The following is a 15499-nucleotide window of genomic DNA, read 5'->3' as shown; positions in this document are numbered from 1 at the left end:
GATACCATGATTACCGGACCCACCGTTGCACCCATCGGTGACCTCACCGACTCCGCAGGGCCCACCGCAGGCACCATCAGCGTTGAGCTTGAAGAAATGCCCGCCATTGCCGACGGCCTCGACGCCGTCAGCCGCACCTGCGTCGACCGCACCATGCCCATTCTCGGCATCGCCGCTGAAACTCGTCTCTTTCTCGGCATCAACGGACGTGCCCAGCAGGCTGCCGCTGTATGCTCCGTCCTTGCCACAGACCTCGGTCTGAGCGCCACAAAGTTCGGCGCCACTGCAGCCGCCGTCCGTGCAGCCCACAGTTCTTACCTGCAGGTTGAAAAGACCGTCGCTGGTTGGTTCGATTCGATGGGCATTGCAAAGGGCGGTAAGCTCACCGACGGACGTAGTACCCGAGACCACCTGCGCGGACTCATTGCTGGAGAACCCGGCGAAGCTACCTACCTCTTGAAGCTCACCATTCCCGAGCTCGGGTACTTCTCGGCCTATTGGCTGTTGCCGTATTCGCCTGTCGTAGCGGGTATTATCTTCGGTGTTACTGCCTACTTTGATACCAAGTGGAATCCCGAAATTGCCCGTCAGCGTATTGCTGGCCGACTCTCTGCCGTGACAAAAATACCCCAGGGATTTATTGAAAAAGTCTTAGCAATAGGCGGAGTTGGAATCGTCGGTCCCCTCCGTGATCCGGATTCTGATAAGAAAGCACATAATGTGCGCACCACCTCAGCCGATGAGTATGGGGTTAGTGCGCATTCCGGCGAGAAAGACCGTCTCACAGTGGACGCCAGTGCTGAGCGTCTTCAGGCGGCCGCCAAGGCGCAGGACCAGGAGTTTGAACGCTCCCAACAGGACCCGACTAAGGGTGAACGTGGTGCCGTGCTCGTCACCGTTATGTACAAAGCAGGACACGAAGGGGATCCCGCATATGCCCTGTACGTCGTGAGCATTCCGGGCACTAACTTTTCTTCCTTTGGTGGATCTCCTATGGATATTCCTGGGACTCTTCGTGAAGCACTGGGTAACGATACTCTGGAGAACCCCGCCTATCAGATGGTTTTGCAAGCCCTCCGTGATGCCGGAGCACCTCAGGGTGCCCGAGTGTATATGGAAGGCTTCAGTCAGGGAGGAATGATTGCCTACAATATGGCGAATAGTACTGAAGTCGCTAAAGAGATCAACATTGTGGGTGTCTATACTCAAGCCTCCCCGCTACGAGGTCTACCGGCTAAACGCCGTGATTTTGGAGTGGACTACGTGGAAGGAGATGGAGACCCGGTTCCTGACTCTGCTCTGAGGGCGTTTGGAGGTTGGCGTCCCGATGAACGCGATACCGCAATTACGGTTTCAAATTTCAAACATGACGGAGGGGCATATAGAGAAACCTTGCAACGCGAAGGATACGGAAACCAAACTCTGGGTGCTCTCAGAGCAGAAGATTATGTGCAAGGGGAACAAAGGGTTACCTCGGGCTCCGCTATGCCAGATGGTTACACGTTTGAAGAACGTCTGAATGAGTATGGATTACGTGGGGCTAGGTACACTCAACATGCTCTTGATGCCGGGGTACAACTTAACCCTCAATTTTATTACGAGGCCGCAGACCAATATACAGATGGAGAACTGCACCGAGTAGATAGTGTAGCGCGTGGCAACGTCGAAAATACTTGGCAGAAAATTGAAGATACCGTTGCAGATGTCCAGCTGGGCATGGAGATGGCCAAGCAGAGGGCCGAGGGTCTCCAACGAGAAGCTGGAGAAACCGTACAGGCGGTTACTGGGCACATTCCCGCCGTCATTGAGGGTGTCCAAAAGACCATCCCTCATCCCGAGCCGACTCCGCAGGAAAAGCCTCAGAACCCGAAGCCTACCTGGCCCGAAACCCCTGTACTGCAGATGCCGAATTCAGGTTCCTTGCCCGCACCGAACCTTACACCTGCACAACCCGCGCTATTAGCCGCAAAGCTACTGGCCTCCACTACCGAGGCACCTGCCAACCGCGGATTTATCGTCAACGCACCGCAGGACACTCAGCCCGTCAGCCGCATGCCCATGGCACCGGCAGAGGACATCGACCCCGGATTCATCGTGCGCCCGGAAGCACAACCCGCCCTTGGGAACTTCGCACCCCGCCTCATTCAGGGCCCCCCAGATGTGGTTGAATCGCTACCTCGGATTGGTGACCTAACGGCTATGCTGCATGTGGTCGGTGGCGATAGTCAAGGCGGAGACTACGACGGTGGTGAGTCGCTCATCCCGACGCTGCCAGACCTGAAGCCTGCGCCTATGTTCCCGTCTAAGAGCATTGACCCCGGGTTCCTCGCACCAACTCCGCCCGAGAACATCGACCCCGGGTTCCGCGCCCCGGGCCCTCCTGAGGACCTGACTCCCATCGAGGAGCGTGAACCACTGATGATCTAAAAGTACCAGTCTAAAAACCCAGTCTTAAGAGCCAATCTTGACGGCTCGGTCGAGGGTGGAGGGCGAGTAGAGCAGAAAAAGAGAAAGGGAGGCGTCTGCGGGAACGACCCCGGCGGCGCCCCCCATCTTTGCGTACAGCCTTTACATGTAGCCTTTGCGTACAGCGCTAGCGGCCACTATCTGCTACCTGCATAGCTACAGCTTGATCGCGACCTGCTCTCCAGGTGAGAAGCGTTAGCCTCCGAACCGCCCGCAGGCACATACTGGAACCATGAGCCAGTCAGCTGAACACGCCAATATCCCGGTCCGCCCCGTCTTTAGCACCCTGCCTAGCTACGCGGCAGGTAAACCGCCCACACCCGTTGAAGGCCTCACCCAGTACAAGCTCTCCTCGAACGAGAACCCGCTGGGCCCCGTGCCCGAGGTCGCGCGCGTCCTCGCAGAATTTGCGACCGCGCACCGCTACCCCGATCCGCTCTCTACCGCCCTGCGCCAGAAGCTCTCCGCACGGCTCGGTGTGGACGCTGACGACATTGTTACCGGTGCCGGAAGCCTCGGCGCGCTCAACCAAATCCTCAAAACCTTCGCCGGCGTAAATATCGACGGCGTGCAAGACGAAGTCATCTACGCCTGGCGTTCCTTTGAGGCATACCCGATCCTCGTCGGTATTATGGGTGCTCGCAGTGTGCAGGTGCCGAACCTGCCCGACGGTTCACACGACCTGGACGCCATGGTGGCAGCCATCACCGAACGCACCCGCCTGATCCTGGTCTGCACCCCCAACAACCCGACCGGCCCCGCCGTCACTGAAAGCCAGATCCGTGCGTTCCTGGCGAAGGTGCCCGCTCACATTCCCGTGGTGATTGACGAGGCGTACTTCGAGTTCTGCGCCGCCTCCACCGTGCCGGACAGTGAAGAAGCTCCGCTGAACGGCATGGACATTTACCACGACTACGAGAACGTCATCATTCTGCGCACCTTCTCCAAAGCGCAGGGCCTGGCGGGTCTGCGGGTGGGCTACTCGATATCTCACTCGCAGATTACGCAGCACCTGCGCGTGGCGGCAACCCCGTTCGCCGTGACGGCGCTGGCTGAGGCGGCGGCTATCGCCTCCATCAAGCATGAGGATGCGGTGATGGAGCGTGTTAGCCACCTGGTCTCTGAGCGTGAGCGCGTGACCACTCGACTGTGGGAGTTGGGCTATGATTTCCCGAGCACTTACGCGAACTTCGTGTGGCTATCCCTGGGGGAGTGCACGGGTGAGTTTGTGCAGCTGATGGCTGAACATGCGCTGTCGGTGCGTGCGTTCGGTACCGAGGGTGTTCGTGTGAGCATCGGTGAGGTGGAGGCGAATGACCGTTTTCTCTCGCTCTGTGAGGTCTTCATGAAGGAACTCTAGGGCATCTTGTGAAGGGATGGGGGTGCCCATTCGACCCTAATTGAACAATGTACTATTTTCTCTTGTCGGGGATTGTTTAGAGTTCAATATTTGTGCTTCGGAGAGAAAAATCTGGTCTCTAAAGTGGCTTTAAAAGTTAAATTAAACCTCCCATATATTCCATGAAAAGAATGTATGGGAGGTTTAATTTGATGATAATCAAATACTGAACGATAGGGCATAATACGCTGTGTTATCAGCGTAACTGCCGCGAGATAGAGCCGGAAAGAGTAGACTGGTAACTGTATATGCCCAGACCCTCACAGGCTTGCCGGAACACCTCAAATCCTGCACCATTAGGTGAAAGTTGAGACTAAAACCTAAGCCGCTGAGGGCCAAGCCCTCGTCACGTGTGGAGGTTAGATGCACGAGAACGACAAGTATCCCGGAGTGCCCGAACGTATCCAGCTCATGGATGAAAATGGCACCGTACACGAACACCCCACCTACAGCCGGTACATCGAAGACGTCAACGCAGACACTCTGCGCGAAGCATACCGTCTCATGTACACCACCCGCCGATTCGACGATGAGGCAACCGCCCTACAGCGCCAGGGACTGCTCGCCCTCTGGGTACCCAGCCGAGGCCAAGAAGCCGCGCAGATCGGCTCTGCATTTGCCTACGCACCCAACGACTACATCTTCCCGTCCTACCGTGAGCACGCCGTCGCACTGGCGCGTGGCGTGGACTTCCGCGACCTGATTACCATCTTCTGCGGAGCCACCACCCACGGCTGGGACATGAAGGCGCACAACTTCCATACCTACACCAAGGTGCTTGCCGCCCAGACCCTGCACGCCGTCGGCTACGCCATGGGCCTGAACTTTGATGCCGATATCGAGGCTGAAACCGGCACTCGCCGCACCGGCCAGGGTCAGGCAACCGACCCCGCCGAGGATACCCAGAAGCCCGCCGTGGCGGTCTACTTCGGTGACGGTTCCTCCACCGAGGGTGACGCGCACGAAGCCATGGTTTTCGCCGCCTCCTATAACGCGCCGGTGCTCTTCTTCGTGCAGAATAACCGCTGGGCTATCTCCGTGCCCTTCGAGGTGCAGTCCCGCGTGCCGGTGTCGACCCGCGCCGCAGGCTACGGCTTTGAAGGTATCCGCGTGGATGGTAACGACGTTCTCGCGGTGCTCGCCGCAACCCGCTATGCCATGGAGAAGATTCGTGCCGGTGAAGGCCCCGTGCTGATTGAAGCTGAGACCTACCGCCTCGGCCCGCACACCACTGCGGACGATCCCACCAAGTACCGCACCGATGCCGACCTGGAAGGTCCTCTGCGCCGCGACCCCATGTTGCGCCTTGAGAAGCACCTGCGCGATAACGGCTACGCCGATGATGCATTCTTTGCTGAGGTCGCAGAATCCGCACAGCAGGTTGCATCCGGCGTGCGCGAGGCACTGCTGAACATCGAAGTTGCAGACTTTGAGCATTTCTTCGACCGCGTCTACGCGCAGGAACACCAGCAGGTGGAAGATGACCGCGAGTTCTACCGTAACTACGTTGCAGGCTTTGAAGAGGAGTAAGCATGAGCGAGAAAATTGAACGTTTGACCCTCGCCAAGGCGATTACCCGCGGCCTAGAAGACGCCATGGAAGCCGACCGCACCGTCGTCATGCTCGGTGAGGATATCGGTAAGCTCGGCGGCGTGTACCGTGTGACCGAGGGTCTGCAGACACGTTTCGGTAACCGCCGCGTTATGGATGCGCCCCTGGGCGAGTCTGGCATTATCGGTACCTCCATCGGTATGGCGCTGCGTGGCTACCGTCCCGTGCCGGAGATTCAGTTCGACGGCTTCGTGTTCCCCGCCTACAACCAGATCACGAGCCAGCTGGCGAAGATTCATAACCGCACCGACAAGCAGTACACGGTGCCGGTGACTATCCGTATTCCGTATGGTGGTGTGATTGGTTCTGTGGAGCACCACTCCGAGTCCCCGGAGGCGCTGTTCGCCCACACTGCGGGTCTGCGTATTGTGACCCCCTCGACCCCGCACGAGGCGTACTGGATGACCCGTAAGGCGATTGAGTGCCCCGACCCGGTCATTATTTTTGAGCCGAAACGCCGCTACTGGCTCAAGGGCGAAGTGGATTTTAGCGACACTTCCTTTGATCCCTTTAGCGCCCAGGTGGTGCGTGAAGGTACGGATGCGACTATCGTTGCGTACGGTCCGCTGGTGCCGGTTGCTCTGGCTGCCGCTGAGGCTGCCGTGGAGGATGGCCGCTCGATCGAGGTCATTGACCTGCGCTCGATTTCGCCGCTGGATGTGCCGACCGTTGCTGCTTCGGTAGCGAAGACTGGTCGCCTGATTATTGCCCACGAGGCGCCAACCTTCGGCGGTATGGGTGGTGAGCTGGCTGCGGCGATTACGGAGCGTTGCTTCTACAGCCTGCAGGCGCCGGTGATTCGCGTGGGTGGCTACTACATGCCGTACCCGGTTTCCCGTGTTGAGGAAGAGTATGTACCCGATATTGACCGTATTCTTGAGGCGGTCGACCGTGCTTTTGACTACTAGTCACTCCCTCAGTATTAGCGTGTTGCGCTACGGCGGGTTGCAAGCCCGCACATAATATTCCGTATAGGGTATATACCCTAGTGAGAGGTAAAAATGTCCCAGATTTTCCCGCTCCCTGACGTGGGTGAAGGCCTGACCGAAGCAGAAATCCTCAGCTGGAAGGTAGCAGTCGGCGCCGAGGTCGCCATCAACGACGTCCTCGTTGAAATTGAAACCGCTAAGAGCATCGTGGAACTTCCCTCGCCCTTCGCCGGTACCGTCGAGGCGCTGCTTGTTACTGAAGGTGAAACCGTTGAGGTGGGCACCCCGATTATCAGCATCTCCGGCGGCGACAAGGCACCCGCAACCCCGATAGCTCCCACCGCCGCAGAGGCTGAGTCCGGCACCGCGCTGGTCGGCTCCGGTCCCAAGGCGGATGTGGTGAAGCGTCGCGCCCGCAAGCGCAGCGCCTCCGCAACCCAACCCGCACAGGCTACTGTGGCATCGGTTGCACCGGCTGTTCAGACACCCGTAGCGCACGCCCCCGCCGATCCGGTGAATCGCAACCAGGGCCTGTTGGGTGAGCTGGCTGAGCGCGCCTCCCGCTTTGTGGAGAACACTCCGCTGAACTCGGTGGTGCAGCGTCTAGCACCCGAGCCCGTAGCGGCTCCTGCGCCGACTCTGGCTCCCGAGCAGGTTCCGCACCGCCCAACCCTCGCGCCGCCTCCGGTGCGTCTTGCCGCAAAGGAGCTGGGTGTTGACCTGGCGAACGTGACCGCTACCGGTACGCGCGGCCAGGTGACTAAGCAAGACCTCATGAACTATGTGGCGCACCTGAACGATGTGCAGCATAGCGGTGCCCGCCAGCCCTTCTGGCAGTCTGCAACCACCCCCGGTGACCGCATCGAGCGTATCCCGGTGCGTGGCGTGCGTAAGGCTACCGCGAAGGCAATGGTTTCCTCGGCGTTTAGCGCTCCGCACGTGTCCATCTTCGTGGACGTTGATGCCTCGCGCACCATGGAGTTCGTGAAGCGTCTGAAGAAGTCTCGCCACTTTGAGGGCGTGAAGGTCACCCCGCTGCTGGTGCTTGCCGCCGCGGTTATTTGGGCTGCTGAGCGTAACCCACAGGTCAACGCAACATGGACCGATAGCGAAATTCAGATTAAGCACTTTATGAACCTGGGTATTGCTGCGGCAACCCCGCGCGGCCTGATGGTTCCGAACATTAAGGACGCGCAGGAGCTGTCCCTGCGTGAGCTGGCTATTGCACTGAACAACCTAACCTCTCGTGCTCGTGAGGGTAAGACTCAGCCTGCTGAGATGGCGAATGGCACTCTGACCATTACGAACATTGGTTCGCTGGGTATTGATACGGGTACCCCGATTATCAATCCCGGTGAGGTCGCGATTATTGCCTTTGGTACGATCAAGCAGAAGCCGTGGGTTGTTGATGGTGAAGTTATTCCTCGCTGGGTGACGACCCTGGGTGGCTCCTTCGATCACCGTGTGGTGGATGGGGACCTGTCGGCTCGTTTCATGGCTGATGTGGCTGCAATTCTAGAGGAGCCTGCACTGCTGCTGGACCACTAGGCGGTATGTTTTAGATAGCCAGCGTCGTATCGCTGGGTAGCTGAGGTTGTTGAGGATACAGATATTTAGATACAGAAAACCTCCGGTACCTTACGTAAGGTACCGGAGGTTTTCTGTACGGTTTATTCTTATCGCAACTAGGTGCAGGTGCTTAGAAGTCTAGGCGTCCTTGCGTGCCACCTGGTCGCTCGGATACTTGTCCACGCGGCGGTGGTACAGGCGTCCGCATAGACCGCCGAGGATAGCGCCGAGGAAGCTCAACGCCAGAACCAGCAGAACCGCCAGCAGACCGTTCGCAAAATCGCCCGCAATCAGCTTCTGCAGGGACAGGGACGCGACACCGTTCTGGAACAGCTGAGGCGCGAGGAAGGTCGCCAGGGACCCGATGATGAGTGCCATAATCTGCCAGAGCCATACGGCAATGCCCTGCTTCACGCCAGCGAATCGTGCCATGCGTCCGGCTGCGTAACCGCCCACCAGGTAGGCGAAGAAGATGAGCACACCCAACGCCACCGCGACCGGCACAGCGTGCGATGCGCCGCTGAACAGACTGGAGACCACCGAGGCATACTCGACGGACTCGGTCTGACCGGTCAGGGTCAGCCACGATTTGATAGCCCACAAGCCACCGTCCATGAGGGAGATGGTAATCAGCCAGCCGAGCAGACCGGGCAGCAGGTGCATGCGGGAGTAGCGGCTCTTCTGCATGGACAGCGCGGTTGCGGCGGTGAGGATGGGTTCCGAACCAGCGGCATCACCTGTGGGGGTGGAGATGATGAAGTGGTCATCTGCCGCGGGGGCAGCCTGCGGGGTGCTCGATGCAGCGGGGGCGTTGCTGGGTGTGGGCACCTCGTAGCTTGTAGCGGTAGCGGGGGCGGCAGTTGCGCCGTTGCGTACGTTGTCCGGGCTGGGGAGCGTAGGCTTGTCGAGCCAGCTGAGGTTGTCATCTCCGGGCTCGCCGAAGTTAGCGCCGGACTCTGCACCTTGATAAGTGGCATCGGGGGAGAGGGTCGGCTGGGTTGCGGTAGCCGCCCCGGTGAGGGGACGGGTTGCATCCTGTGAGGACTGCGCCGAAGAGCTCGACTTGCGCGCTTTTTCGTGGGCGTGGCGTGCCGCGTTCAGCTCCTCATCGGTCAGGACCACGGTGGGGTCGTCGGAGGAGAATGCTGCCTCCCACAGGTCACTTTCAGTGGGGGAGGACGCCGCAGCAGCCGGATGCTGCTGCGGGGTGTTGTTCTGTGCGTTCATTAAGTCCTTTATATCTCTAATCCTGGGGTCGTGGTAAGCGGGTTGCCTTAGAGTGCGCGGTTAGCGTAGAAGGCGCGTGCTTCTTCCATAGCTTCTGCGGAGAAGGTGTGCGGGTGTGCGGGGCGCTCGTTCTCATCCAGGGTGCGGATGACGCGGCCGGGGTTGCCCACCACGAGGGAGCTAGCGGGGACGTCCTTGGTGACGACAGTTCCTGCACCGATCACGGAGTTCTTGCCGATGGTCACGCCGCCCAGGATGATAGCTCCGCTACCGATCCATACGTTGTCTTCAACGGTGATGGGCGCGCCTGCTTCCCAGTAGTCGGCGCGGTCGCCGGGGTGGAGCGGATGGGTGGGGGTCATAAACTGTACGTTGCTACCAACCAGTACGGTAGAGCCGATGCGGATCGGGCAGACGTCCAGGAAGACGGTGCCGAAGTTGAAGAAGGAACCGTCACCGATGTAGGTGTTCACGCCGTAGTCAAAGCGTACGCCGGGTCGGATGTGGGCGTGTTTGCCCAGGTGGCCGAGGTGTTTACGGTAGACGTGCATTGCCTGCGCCTGCTCGCCGCGTGCGTAGTGTTCTTCGGCGAGGATGGTGGCGGCATAAATGCGTTTGAACTGTGTGGCGCATTCGGCGTCGGGCATGTAGACGGAACCGTTGGTCATACGGTTGAAGTTTTCACCGGTGGGGCGCTGCGGGGTGTGCATTAGTGGGCTCCTCCCAGAAGGTAGACTAGCGCGATGATAGCCATTCCGAACAGGATAACGACTCCTCCGGCGATAGTGAATCGTTTGGAAATTTCGCGGAGGAGCTTCTTGAACTGTTCGTCAGTGATCTCTTGCTGTCGTTTACTCATGCTTTAAGTATCCCAGAGTTGCTTGGGTTTACCTTAGTGTTTCGGCGTTTATTGCGGTATCTGGGGTGGGTGTACGGCGTGATTTTCAGCGTGGAAAGAGGCGCCACTGAGTTGAAGCGTGAGGGCGTGGGAAGGCACAATCAATGCATGACTGAGGCTCAGAAGAATACGAACCTGCAGGATGCGGTGGCACCTGCATCCCCCGCTGGCGCGCATCCGTTGGCGCATCGCCCCTGGTTGAAGAACTATACTCCGTGGACTGCACGCGATATTGAGCTCCCGGAGACGTCATTGAGTCATCTCATTGATGAGGCGGTTCGTACCGCACCGCATAAGGTGGCGCTGGAGTTTTTTGGTGCGACGACCACCTACGCTGAGTTGGGGGATCAGATTGAGCGTGCGGCGGAGGGTCTGCGTGTGGCGGGTGTGCAGCCGGGTGACCGTGTGGCGCTGATTTTGCCGAACTGTCCTCAGCATATTGCAGCGTTTTACGCGATTCTGCGTCTAGGGGCGATTGTGGTGGAGCATAACCCGCTGTATACGGGCGCGGAGTTGCGTCACATGTTTGAGGATCACGGTGCGAAGATCGCGATTGTGTGGGATAAGATTGCTTCGCATATTACGGGTCTGCCGTCGGATATCCGCCCATCTCATATTTATTCGGTGAACATGATTTCGGCGATGCCCGCGCTGATGCGTACCGCGCTGAAGTTGCCGTTGAAAAATGCACGTGCTTCGCGTGAGAAGCTGACTGGTTCCGCTCCGGGGACTATATCGTGGGCTCATTTGGTGAAGAGTGAGCGTATTGACCCGTCTCATCGCCGTCCGACCGCGTACGATATTGCGCTGTTGCAGTACACCTCGGGTACGACCGGTCGGCCGAAGGGTGTGATGCTCACCCACCGTAACCTGGAGTCTAACGGCCGTATGGGTGAGGCATGGATTAACCCGGGCGATGACGAGGTGATTTACTCGGTTCTGCCGTTGTTCCACGCGTACGGTATGACCCTGGGCGTGACGATTGCGTCGCTGTGCCGTGCCCGCCTGGTGCTGTTCCCGACCGTGGACATGGACCTGATTTTGAAGGCGATGAAGAAGACCCGCCCGACCATTCTTCCTGCGGTTCCTCCGGTGTACCGCCGGCTCATGGACGAGGCGAAGAAGCGCGGCGTGTCCCTGGAGGGTATCCGTTACGCGGTGTCTGGTGCGATGAACCTGCCGCCTGAGCTGGTTGCCGAGTGGGAGGAAGCCTCCGGTGGTTTCATGGTGGAGGGCTACGGCCTGACTGAGTGTGCCCCGCTGGTGTCCTGCAACCCGCTCAATGATACTCGCCGCGCCGGTTTCATTGGTGTTCCGTTCCCCTCCACCGATATTCGTGTGGTAGACCCGGAGACCGGTGAGGATATGCCCGATGGCGAAGAGGGGGAGCTGTGGGTGAAGGGCCCTCAGCGTTTTGCTGGCTATTGGAAGCGTGAGGACGAGACGGCAAAGACCATCACCCCTGATGGTTGGTTGCGTACCGGTGATATTGTGCGCCTGGACGAGGACTACTTCATCCAGATTGTGGACCGCATTAAGGAAGTTATTATTACCGGCGGTTTCAATGTCTCCCCGACGGAGGTTGAGGTCGCCCTCAAGCAGCATGATACGGTTGCTGATGCGGCGGTGGTGGGCATTCCGTTGCCTGCAGGTGGTGAGATGGTCGTTGCTGCTGTGATTGCCGCCCCGGGTCGAGTGGTGCAGGAGCATACTCTACGTGAGCACTGCTACTCGAAGGTGACCCGCTATAAGGTTCCGCGCCGCATCGTGGTCGTGGATGATCTGCCGCGTTCGATGCTGGGTAAGGTTCTGCGCCGTAAGGTGCGTGAGCAATTGATTGCTTCGGGCGAGTTCGATTAGTAGTACTGGTTGATTCCCCCCCCCGGTCCGTAACAGGTGGGTAGGATGAACGCCGGCTTGGGTTTGTTTTGCCCGGGCCGGCGTTTTTGTGTACGGAGGATCGAGGAGCGGGTTTTAATGACGTTGCAATAATCAATCTGTGAAGAATTATGACAAAATATGACGACCTTGACGTTCTGTGTCTCATGAATAGAGCTCAACTTCCACACCCGCCCCTGTGCGTGCTGTAATTGTCCCATCATCATTCCCATCGGACGTGCTAGTACCAACGTGAGCACCCGGTGGAACGCATCATCATTCAACAGAAAGATTCATAGCCGTGAAGAAGTTTGCTGCTGCTCTCGCAGTCGTCCCCATGGTCTTTGGCCTGGCAGCCTGCGGTTCCACCAACTCCTCCTCTTCCTCCAGCTCCAAGAAGGTCACAATCGGTGTGGTTGGTTCTGAGAAGTTCAACAAGACCCTGAAGGAAGAAGCTAAGAAGCAGGGCATCGACATTGAGTACAAGGAGTTCAGCGCGTACACTGAGCCGAACCCCGCACTGGACGCCGGTGACATCGACATGAACCGCTTCCAGCACATCGCATACCTGTCGAACTACAACGTCAGCGCCAACAAGGACCTGCAGGTTGTCGGCCCGACCGTGATTTACCCGATGGCTCTGTTCTCCAAGAAGCACTCCAAGCTGGCTGACATCCCCCAGGGTGGCGAAATCGTTATCCCGAACGACACCGTGAACGAAGCACGTGCGCTGAAGCTGCTGAAGACCAACGGTCTGGTCACCTTCAAGAGCGCTGACGTTGACTCACCTACCATCGATGACGTTGACACCTCCGCCTCTAAGGTGAAGGTTACCCCCGTTGACGCAACCCAGACCGTGGTCGGCATGGAATCTGCAGACGGTGCTGTTGTGAACAACGACTTCCTCAAGGACGCCGGCCTGAAGCCCGCAGACGCTCTAGCTCAGGACGACCCCAAGAGCGACCCCTCCGCTATCAAGTACGTGAACCTGTTCGTTGCACAGAAGGACAAGGCTGACGACGAGACCTATAAGAAGATCGTCGAAATCTTCCACACGAAGGCCGTCATGGACGTCGTCCAGGAAGAGACCCGCGGCACCGCTGTTGAGGTCAACGTAAGCACCGACGAACTCCGTCAGTCCCTGGCTAACGAAGAAGCCAAGCTGCGCGCTAAGAAGTAATCTTCTGAATACACGCCTCATCTAGGCATACGCAAAGGCGGTAAGTCTATGCACCCGATGCGGGGCACGAAAGGCTTACCGTCCTTTGCGTACCGGCGTTAAGGCCCTTGACGCCCCAACCACGACATATAACGGATACAAATTTATGAGTGAACTGACACAGAGCCTCGGCGACAGCATCGCGCCCATGGTGGTTCTGGACGGAGTCTCCAAAGTCTTCGGCACCGGCCCCAAGGCAGTAACTGCCGTCGACAGCGTCTCCCTCACCATTAACCGCGGTGAAATCTTTGCAATTATCGGCTACTCTGGTGCCGGTAAGTCCACCCTGGTCCGTCTCATCAACGGTCTGGAAACCACCACCAGCGGCACCCTGACCGTTGGCGGCTTTGAGATTTCAGGTAAGCGTGACTCCGAACTGCGTGAAGCACGCACCAATATCGGCATGATCTTTCAGCAGTTCAACCTCATGAACTCCCGCACTGTGCTCGGTAACGTTGAGTTCCCGCTAAAGATTGCTGGCTGGTCTAAGAAGGACCGCCGTGCTCGCGCCCTGGAGATGCTTGACTTCGTGGGTCTGGCAGACCGTGCAGGTCACTACCCCAACCAGCTCTCTGGCGGTCAGAAGCAGCGTGTGGGCATTGCGCGTGCGCTCGCCACTAACCCGGCTCTGCTACTGGCCGATGAGTCGACCAGTGCGCTGGATCCTGAAACCACCCATGAAGTGCTTGCACTATTGAAGAAGGTCAACCGTGAACTGGGTGTGACCGTTGTGGTCATTACCCACGAGATGGATGTGGTGTCCACTATTGCTGACCGTGTGGCAGTGATGGAGTCCGGTCGTGTGGTGGAGCAGGGCAACGTGTACGATGTCTTCTCCAACCCGCAGACTGAGGTGGCAAAACTCTTCGTGGCAACCACCGTGAAGCTTGCCCCCACTGGCAAGGAAGCGGCTGAGTTGCGTGCAAACCACAAGGGGTACCTCGTCAACGTTGAGATTGTGGAAGGTAACCAGGAGCTCGGTAAGGTGCTGTCCTACCTGGGTTCCCGTAACGTCCGCTTCAACATTGTGGGCGGTGGTATCGAGACCCTGCAGGGTAAAGCCTACGGCACCCTCACCCTGGAACTCCTCGGCGAAATCACCAGTATTGATGCTGCTGTTGCCGAACTGAAGACCGTTGCCCGCGTGCAGGAGGTGCGCTAAATGTTTGCTACTACTCTTCCGCTGGCTACCTCGAAGACGGACTGGTCTGAGTTCCTACCCGAGAAGCTACTCCCGGCTATCGGCGATACCTTCTACATGGTGTCTATTACGATGCTGTGTGCAGGTCTGGTCGGCCTGATTGTGGGCGCTCTGCTGTACACCACCCGTGCAGGTAATATCTTCCAGAACCGTTTTGTGTACACTGTCCTGAACATTCTGGTGAACGTGATTCGCCCGATTCCGTTCATTATTTTGATTGCGGCTCTGGGCCCGCTGACTAGTGCTGTGGTGGGTACCCGCCTGGGCGTGAACGCGGCGGTCTTTGCGATGAGCTTCGGTGCAGCATTCGCTATTGCTCGTATTGTGGAGCAGAATATGGTCTCCATTGATCCGGGTGTGATTGAGGCGGCTCGCGCGATGGGTGCTTCGAAGATGACCATCCTGTTTACCGTGATGATTCCGGAGGCGCTTGGCCCGCTGATCCTGGGTTACACCTTCCTCATTATCGGCGTGGTGGATATGTCCGCTATGGCCGGTTACGTGGGTGCTGGTGGTCTGGGTAAGATTGCGATTGTGGATGGCTACCAGCGCTTTAATGACGAGATTACCTGGGCTGTTGTGGCGATTATTATCGTCCTGGTTCAGCTGGTTCAGTTCATCGGTAACTCCCTGGCGAAGAAGGTTATGCGTCGATAAGTTTGTGCTCCTGTAGGTACGGCTGATAAGACAGAGAAGACCCCCGGTCTGCTCCATAAGGAGCGGGCCGGGGGTCTTTCTTCATACCGGGGGAGGGGGTGCTAATTACTTAGCCCTGCGTTGCTTGAGACTGCTGCGTCGCTTCAAGCTTGGTGATTCAGGTGCGCACCAGCGGAAAAGCATACGCACGTAGGAAAGAAGAAGAGAGGTGGGTGAAAGCAACAGGGGAAGTGAAGACTGTTTACCGCTGTATCTGCGATAAGAACCTAGAAATGTGTAAGGCAGAGGAGCATCTGAAGCGCATTAAGACGACTTAGGATGCAAGTTTGCTGAGGAGAGAGAACGGGCTGGGAGCTTTAGCCGCTAAACACTATAGTTTGTAGTGGTGCAAATTATTATTGAATTATTACTAAAATAATCTTGACTCCCATTTTGCTGATTGATA

General features: G+C 58.0%; 11 protein-coding genes. 9 read left to right on the top strand and 2 right to left on the bottom strand.

What is annotated here, in order from left to right; genetic code table 11:
• Positions 1-6 precede the first annotated feature (6 nt).
• From QFX05_RS03620 to QFX05_RS03600, 5 genes are all read left to right on the top strand, one after another.
• Positions 7-2427, top strand: coding sequence for an extensin (locus tag QFX05_RS03620; RefSeq protein ID WP_279741001.1), 2421 nt, complete (start codon positions 7-9; stop codon positions 2425-2427).
• Between the two features lie 271 nt (positions 2428-2698).
• On the top strand, positions 2699-3826 hold the full coding sequence (locus QFX05_RS03615; RefSeq protein WP_279741000.1) for a histidinol-phosphate transaminase: 1128 nt from the start codon (positions 2699-2701) through the stop codon (positions 3824-3826).
• Between the two features lie 402 nt (positions 3827-4228).
• Positions 4229-5395: a thiamine pyrophosphate-dependent enzyme gene (locus QFX05_RS03610; RefSeq protein WP_279740997.1), complete on the top strand. Its 1167-nt coding sequence runs from the start codon at positions 4229-4231 to the stop codon at positions 5393-5395.
• Between the two features lie 2 nt (positions 5396-5397).
• Entirely contained in the window at positions 5398-6384 is a 987-nt protein-coding gene (locus QFX05_RS03605) for an alpha-ketoacid dehydrogenase subunit beta (RefSeq protein WP_279740995.1), read from the top strand.
• 93 nt (positions 6385-6477) lie between these two features.
• Positions 6478-7953, top strand: a complete 1476-nt coding sequence (locus tag QFX05_RS03600; protein WP_279740994.1) for a dihydrolipoamide acetyltransferase family protein — start codon at positions 6478-6480, stop codon at positions 7951-7953.
• Between the two features lie 159 nt (positions 7954-8112).
• On the opposite strand, the gene QFX05_RS03595 is transcribed toward QFX05_RS03600, so the two are convergent.
• Positions 8113-9201 carry a hypothetical protein gene (locus QFX05_RS03595; protein WP_279740992.1) on the bottom strand — a complete coding sequence of 363 codons (1089 nt, stop codon included), beginning with the start codon at positions 9199-9201 and terminating at the stop codon, positions 8113-8115.
• 47 nt (positions 9202-9248) lie between these two features.
• The gene (locus QFX05_RS03590; RefSeq protein WP_279740991.1) at positions 9249-9911 is read right to left on the bottom strand and encodes a sugar O-acetyltransferase; all 663 of its coding nucleotides are present in this window, start codon (positions 9909-9911) and stop codon (positions 9249-9251) included.
• A gap of 296 nt (positions 9912-10207) precedes the next feature.
• On the opposite strand from QFX05_RS03590, the gene QFX05_RS03585 reads away from it, so the two are divergent.
• From QFX05_RS03585 to QFX05_RS03570, 4 genes are all read left to right on the top strand, one after another.
• Complete coding sequence (locus QFX05_RS03585; RefSeq protein WP_279740989.1) at positions 10208-11959, top strand: long-chain-fatty-acid--CoA ligase; 1752 nt, start codon at positions 10208-10210, stop codon at positions 11957-11959.
• A gap of 319 nt (positions 11960-12278) precedes the next feature.
• Positions 12279-13157 (top strand): MetQ/NlpA family ABC transporter substrate-binding protein, encoded by an 879-nt coding sequence (locus QFX05_RS03580; protein WP_279740988.1) that lies wholly within the window; start codon positions 12279-12281, stop codon positions 13155-13157.
• A gap of 145 nt (positions 13158-13302) precedes the next feature.
• Positions 13303-14358, top strand: coding sequence for a methionine ABC transporter ATP-binding protein (locus QFX05_RS03575; protein ID WP_279740986.1), 1056 nt, complete (start codon positions 13303-13305; stop codon positions 14356-14358).
• Entirely contained in the window at positions 14359-15054 is a 696-nt protein-coding gene (locus QFX05_RS03570) for a methionine ABC transporter permease (RefSeq protein WP_279740985.1), read from the top strand.
• The last annotated feature ends 445 nt before the right edge of the window (positions 15055-15499 follow it).

This window comes from Rothia similimucilaginosa (genome assembly GCF_029850875.1).
Lineage (GTDB): Bacteria > Actinomycetota > Actinomycetes > Actinomycetales > Micrococcaceae > Rothia.
The sequence above is the reverse complement of the archived record's forward strand: the minus strand, read 5'-3'. Positions and strand labels throughout refer to the sequence as shown.

What these genes read in the sequence shown, in the direction of transcription:
- QFX05_RS03620 (WP_279741001.1), top strand. Translation starts at nt 7, where the DNA reads ATGATTACCGGACCCACCGTTGCACCCATCGGTGACCTCACCGACTCC.
- QFX05_RS03615 (WP_279741000.1), top strand. Translation starts at nt 2,699, where the DNA reads ATGAGCCAGTCAGCTGAACACGCCAATATCCCGGTCCGCCCCGTCTTT.
- QFX05_RS03610 (WP_279740997.1), top strand. Translation starts at nt 4,229, where the DNA reads ATGCACGAGAACGACAAGTATCCCGGAGTGCCCGAACGTATCCAGCTC.
- QFX05_RS03605 (WP_279740995.1), top strand. Translation starts at nt 5,398, where the DNA reads ATGAGCGAGAAAATTGAACGTTTGACCCTCGCCAAGGCGATTACCCGC.
- QFX05_RS03600 (WP_279740994.1), top strand. Translation starts at nt 6,478, where the DNA reads ATGTCCCAGATTTTCCCGCTCCCTGACGTGGGTGAAGGCCTGACCGAA.
- QFX05_RS03595 (WP_279740992.1), bottom strand. Translation starts at nt 9,201, where the DNA reads ATGAACGCACAGAACAACACCCCGCAGCAGCATCCGGCTGCTGCGGCG.
- QFX05_RS03590 (WP_279740991.1), bottom strand. Translation starts at nt 9,911, where the DNA reads ATGCACACCCCGCAGCGCCCCACCGGTGAAAACTTCAACCGTATGACC.
- QFX05_RS03585 (WP_279740989.1), top strand. Translation starts at nt 10,208, where the DNA reads ATGACTGAGGCTCAGAAGAATACGAACCTGCAGGATGCGGTGGCACCT.
- QFX05_RS03575 (WP_279740986.1), top strand. Translation starts at nt 13,303, where the DNA reads ATGAGTGAACTGACACAGAGCCTCGGCGACAGCATCGCGCCCATGGTG.
- QFX05_RS03570 (WP_279740985.1), top strand. Translation starts at nt 14,359, where the DNA reads ATGTTTGCTACTACTCTTCCGCTGGCTACCTCGAAGACGGACTGGTCT.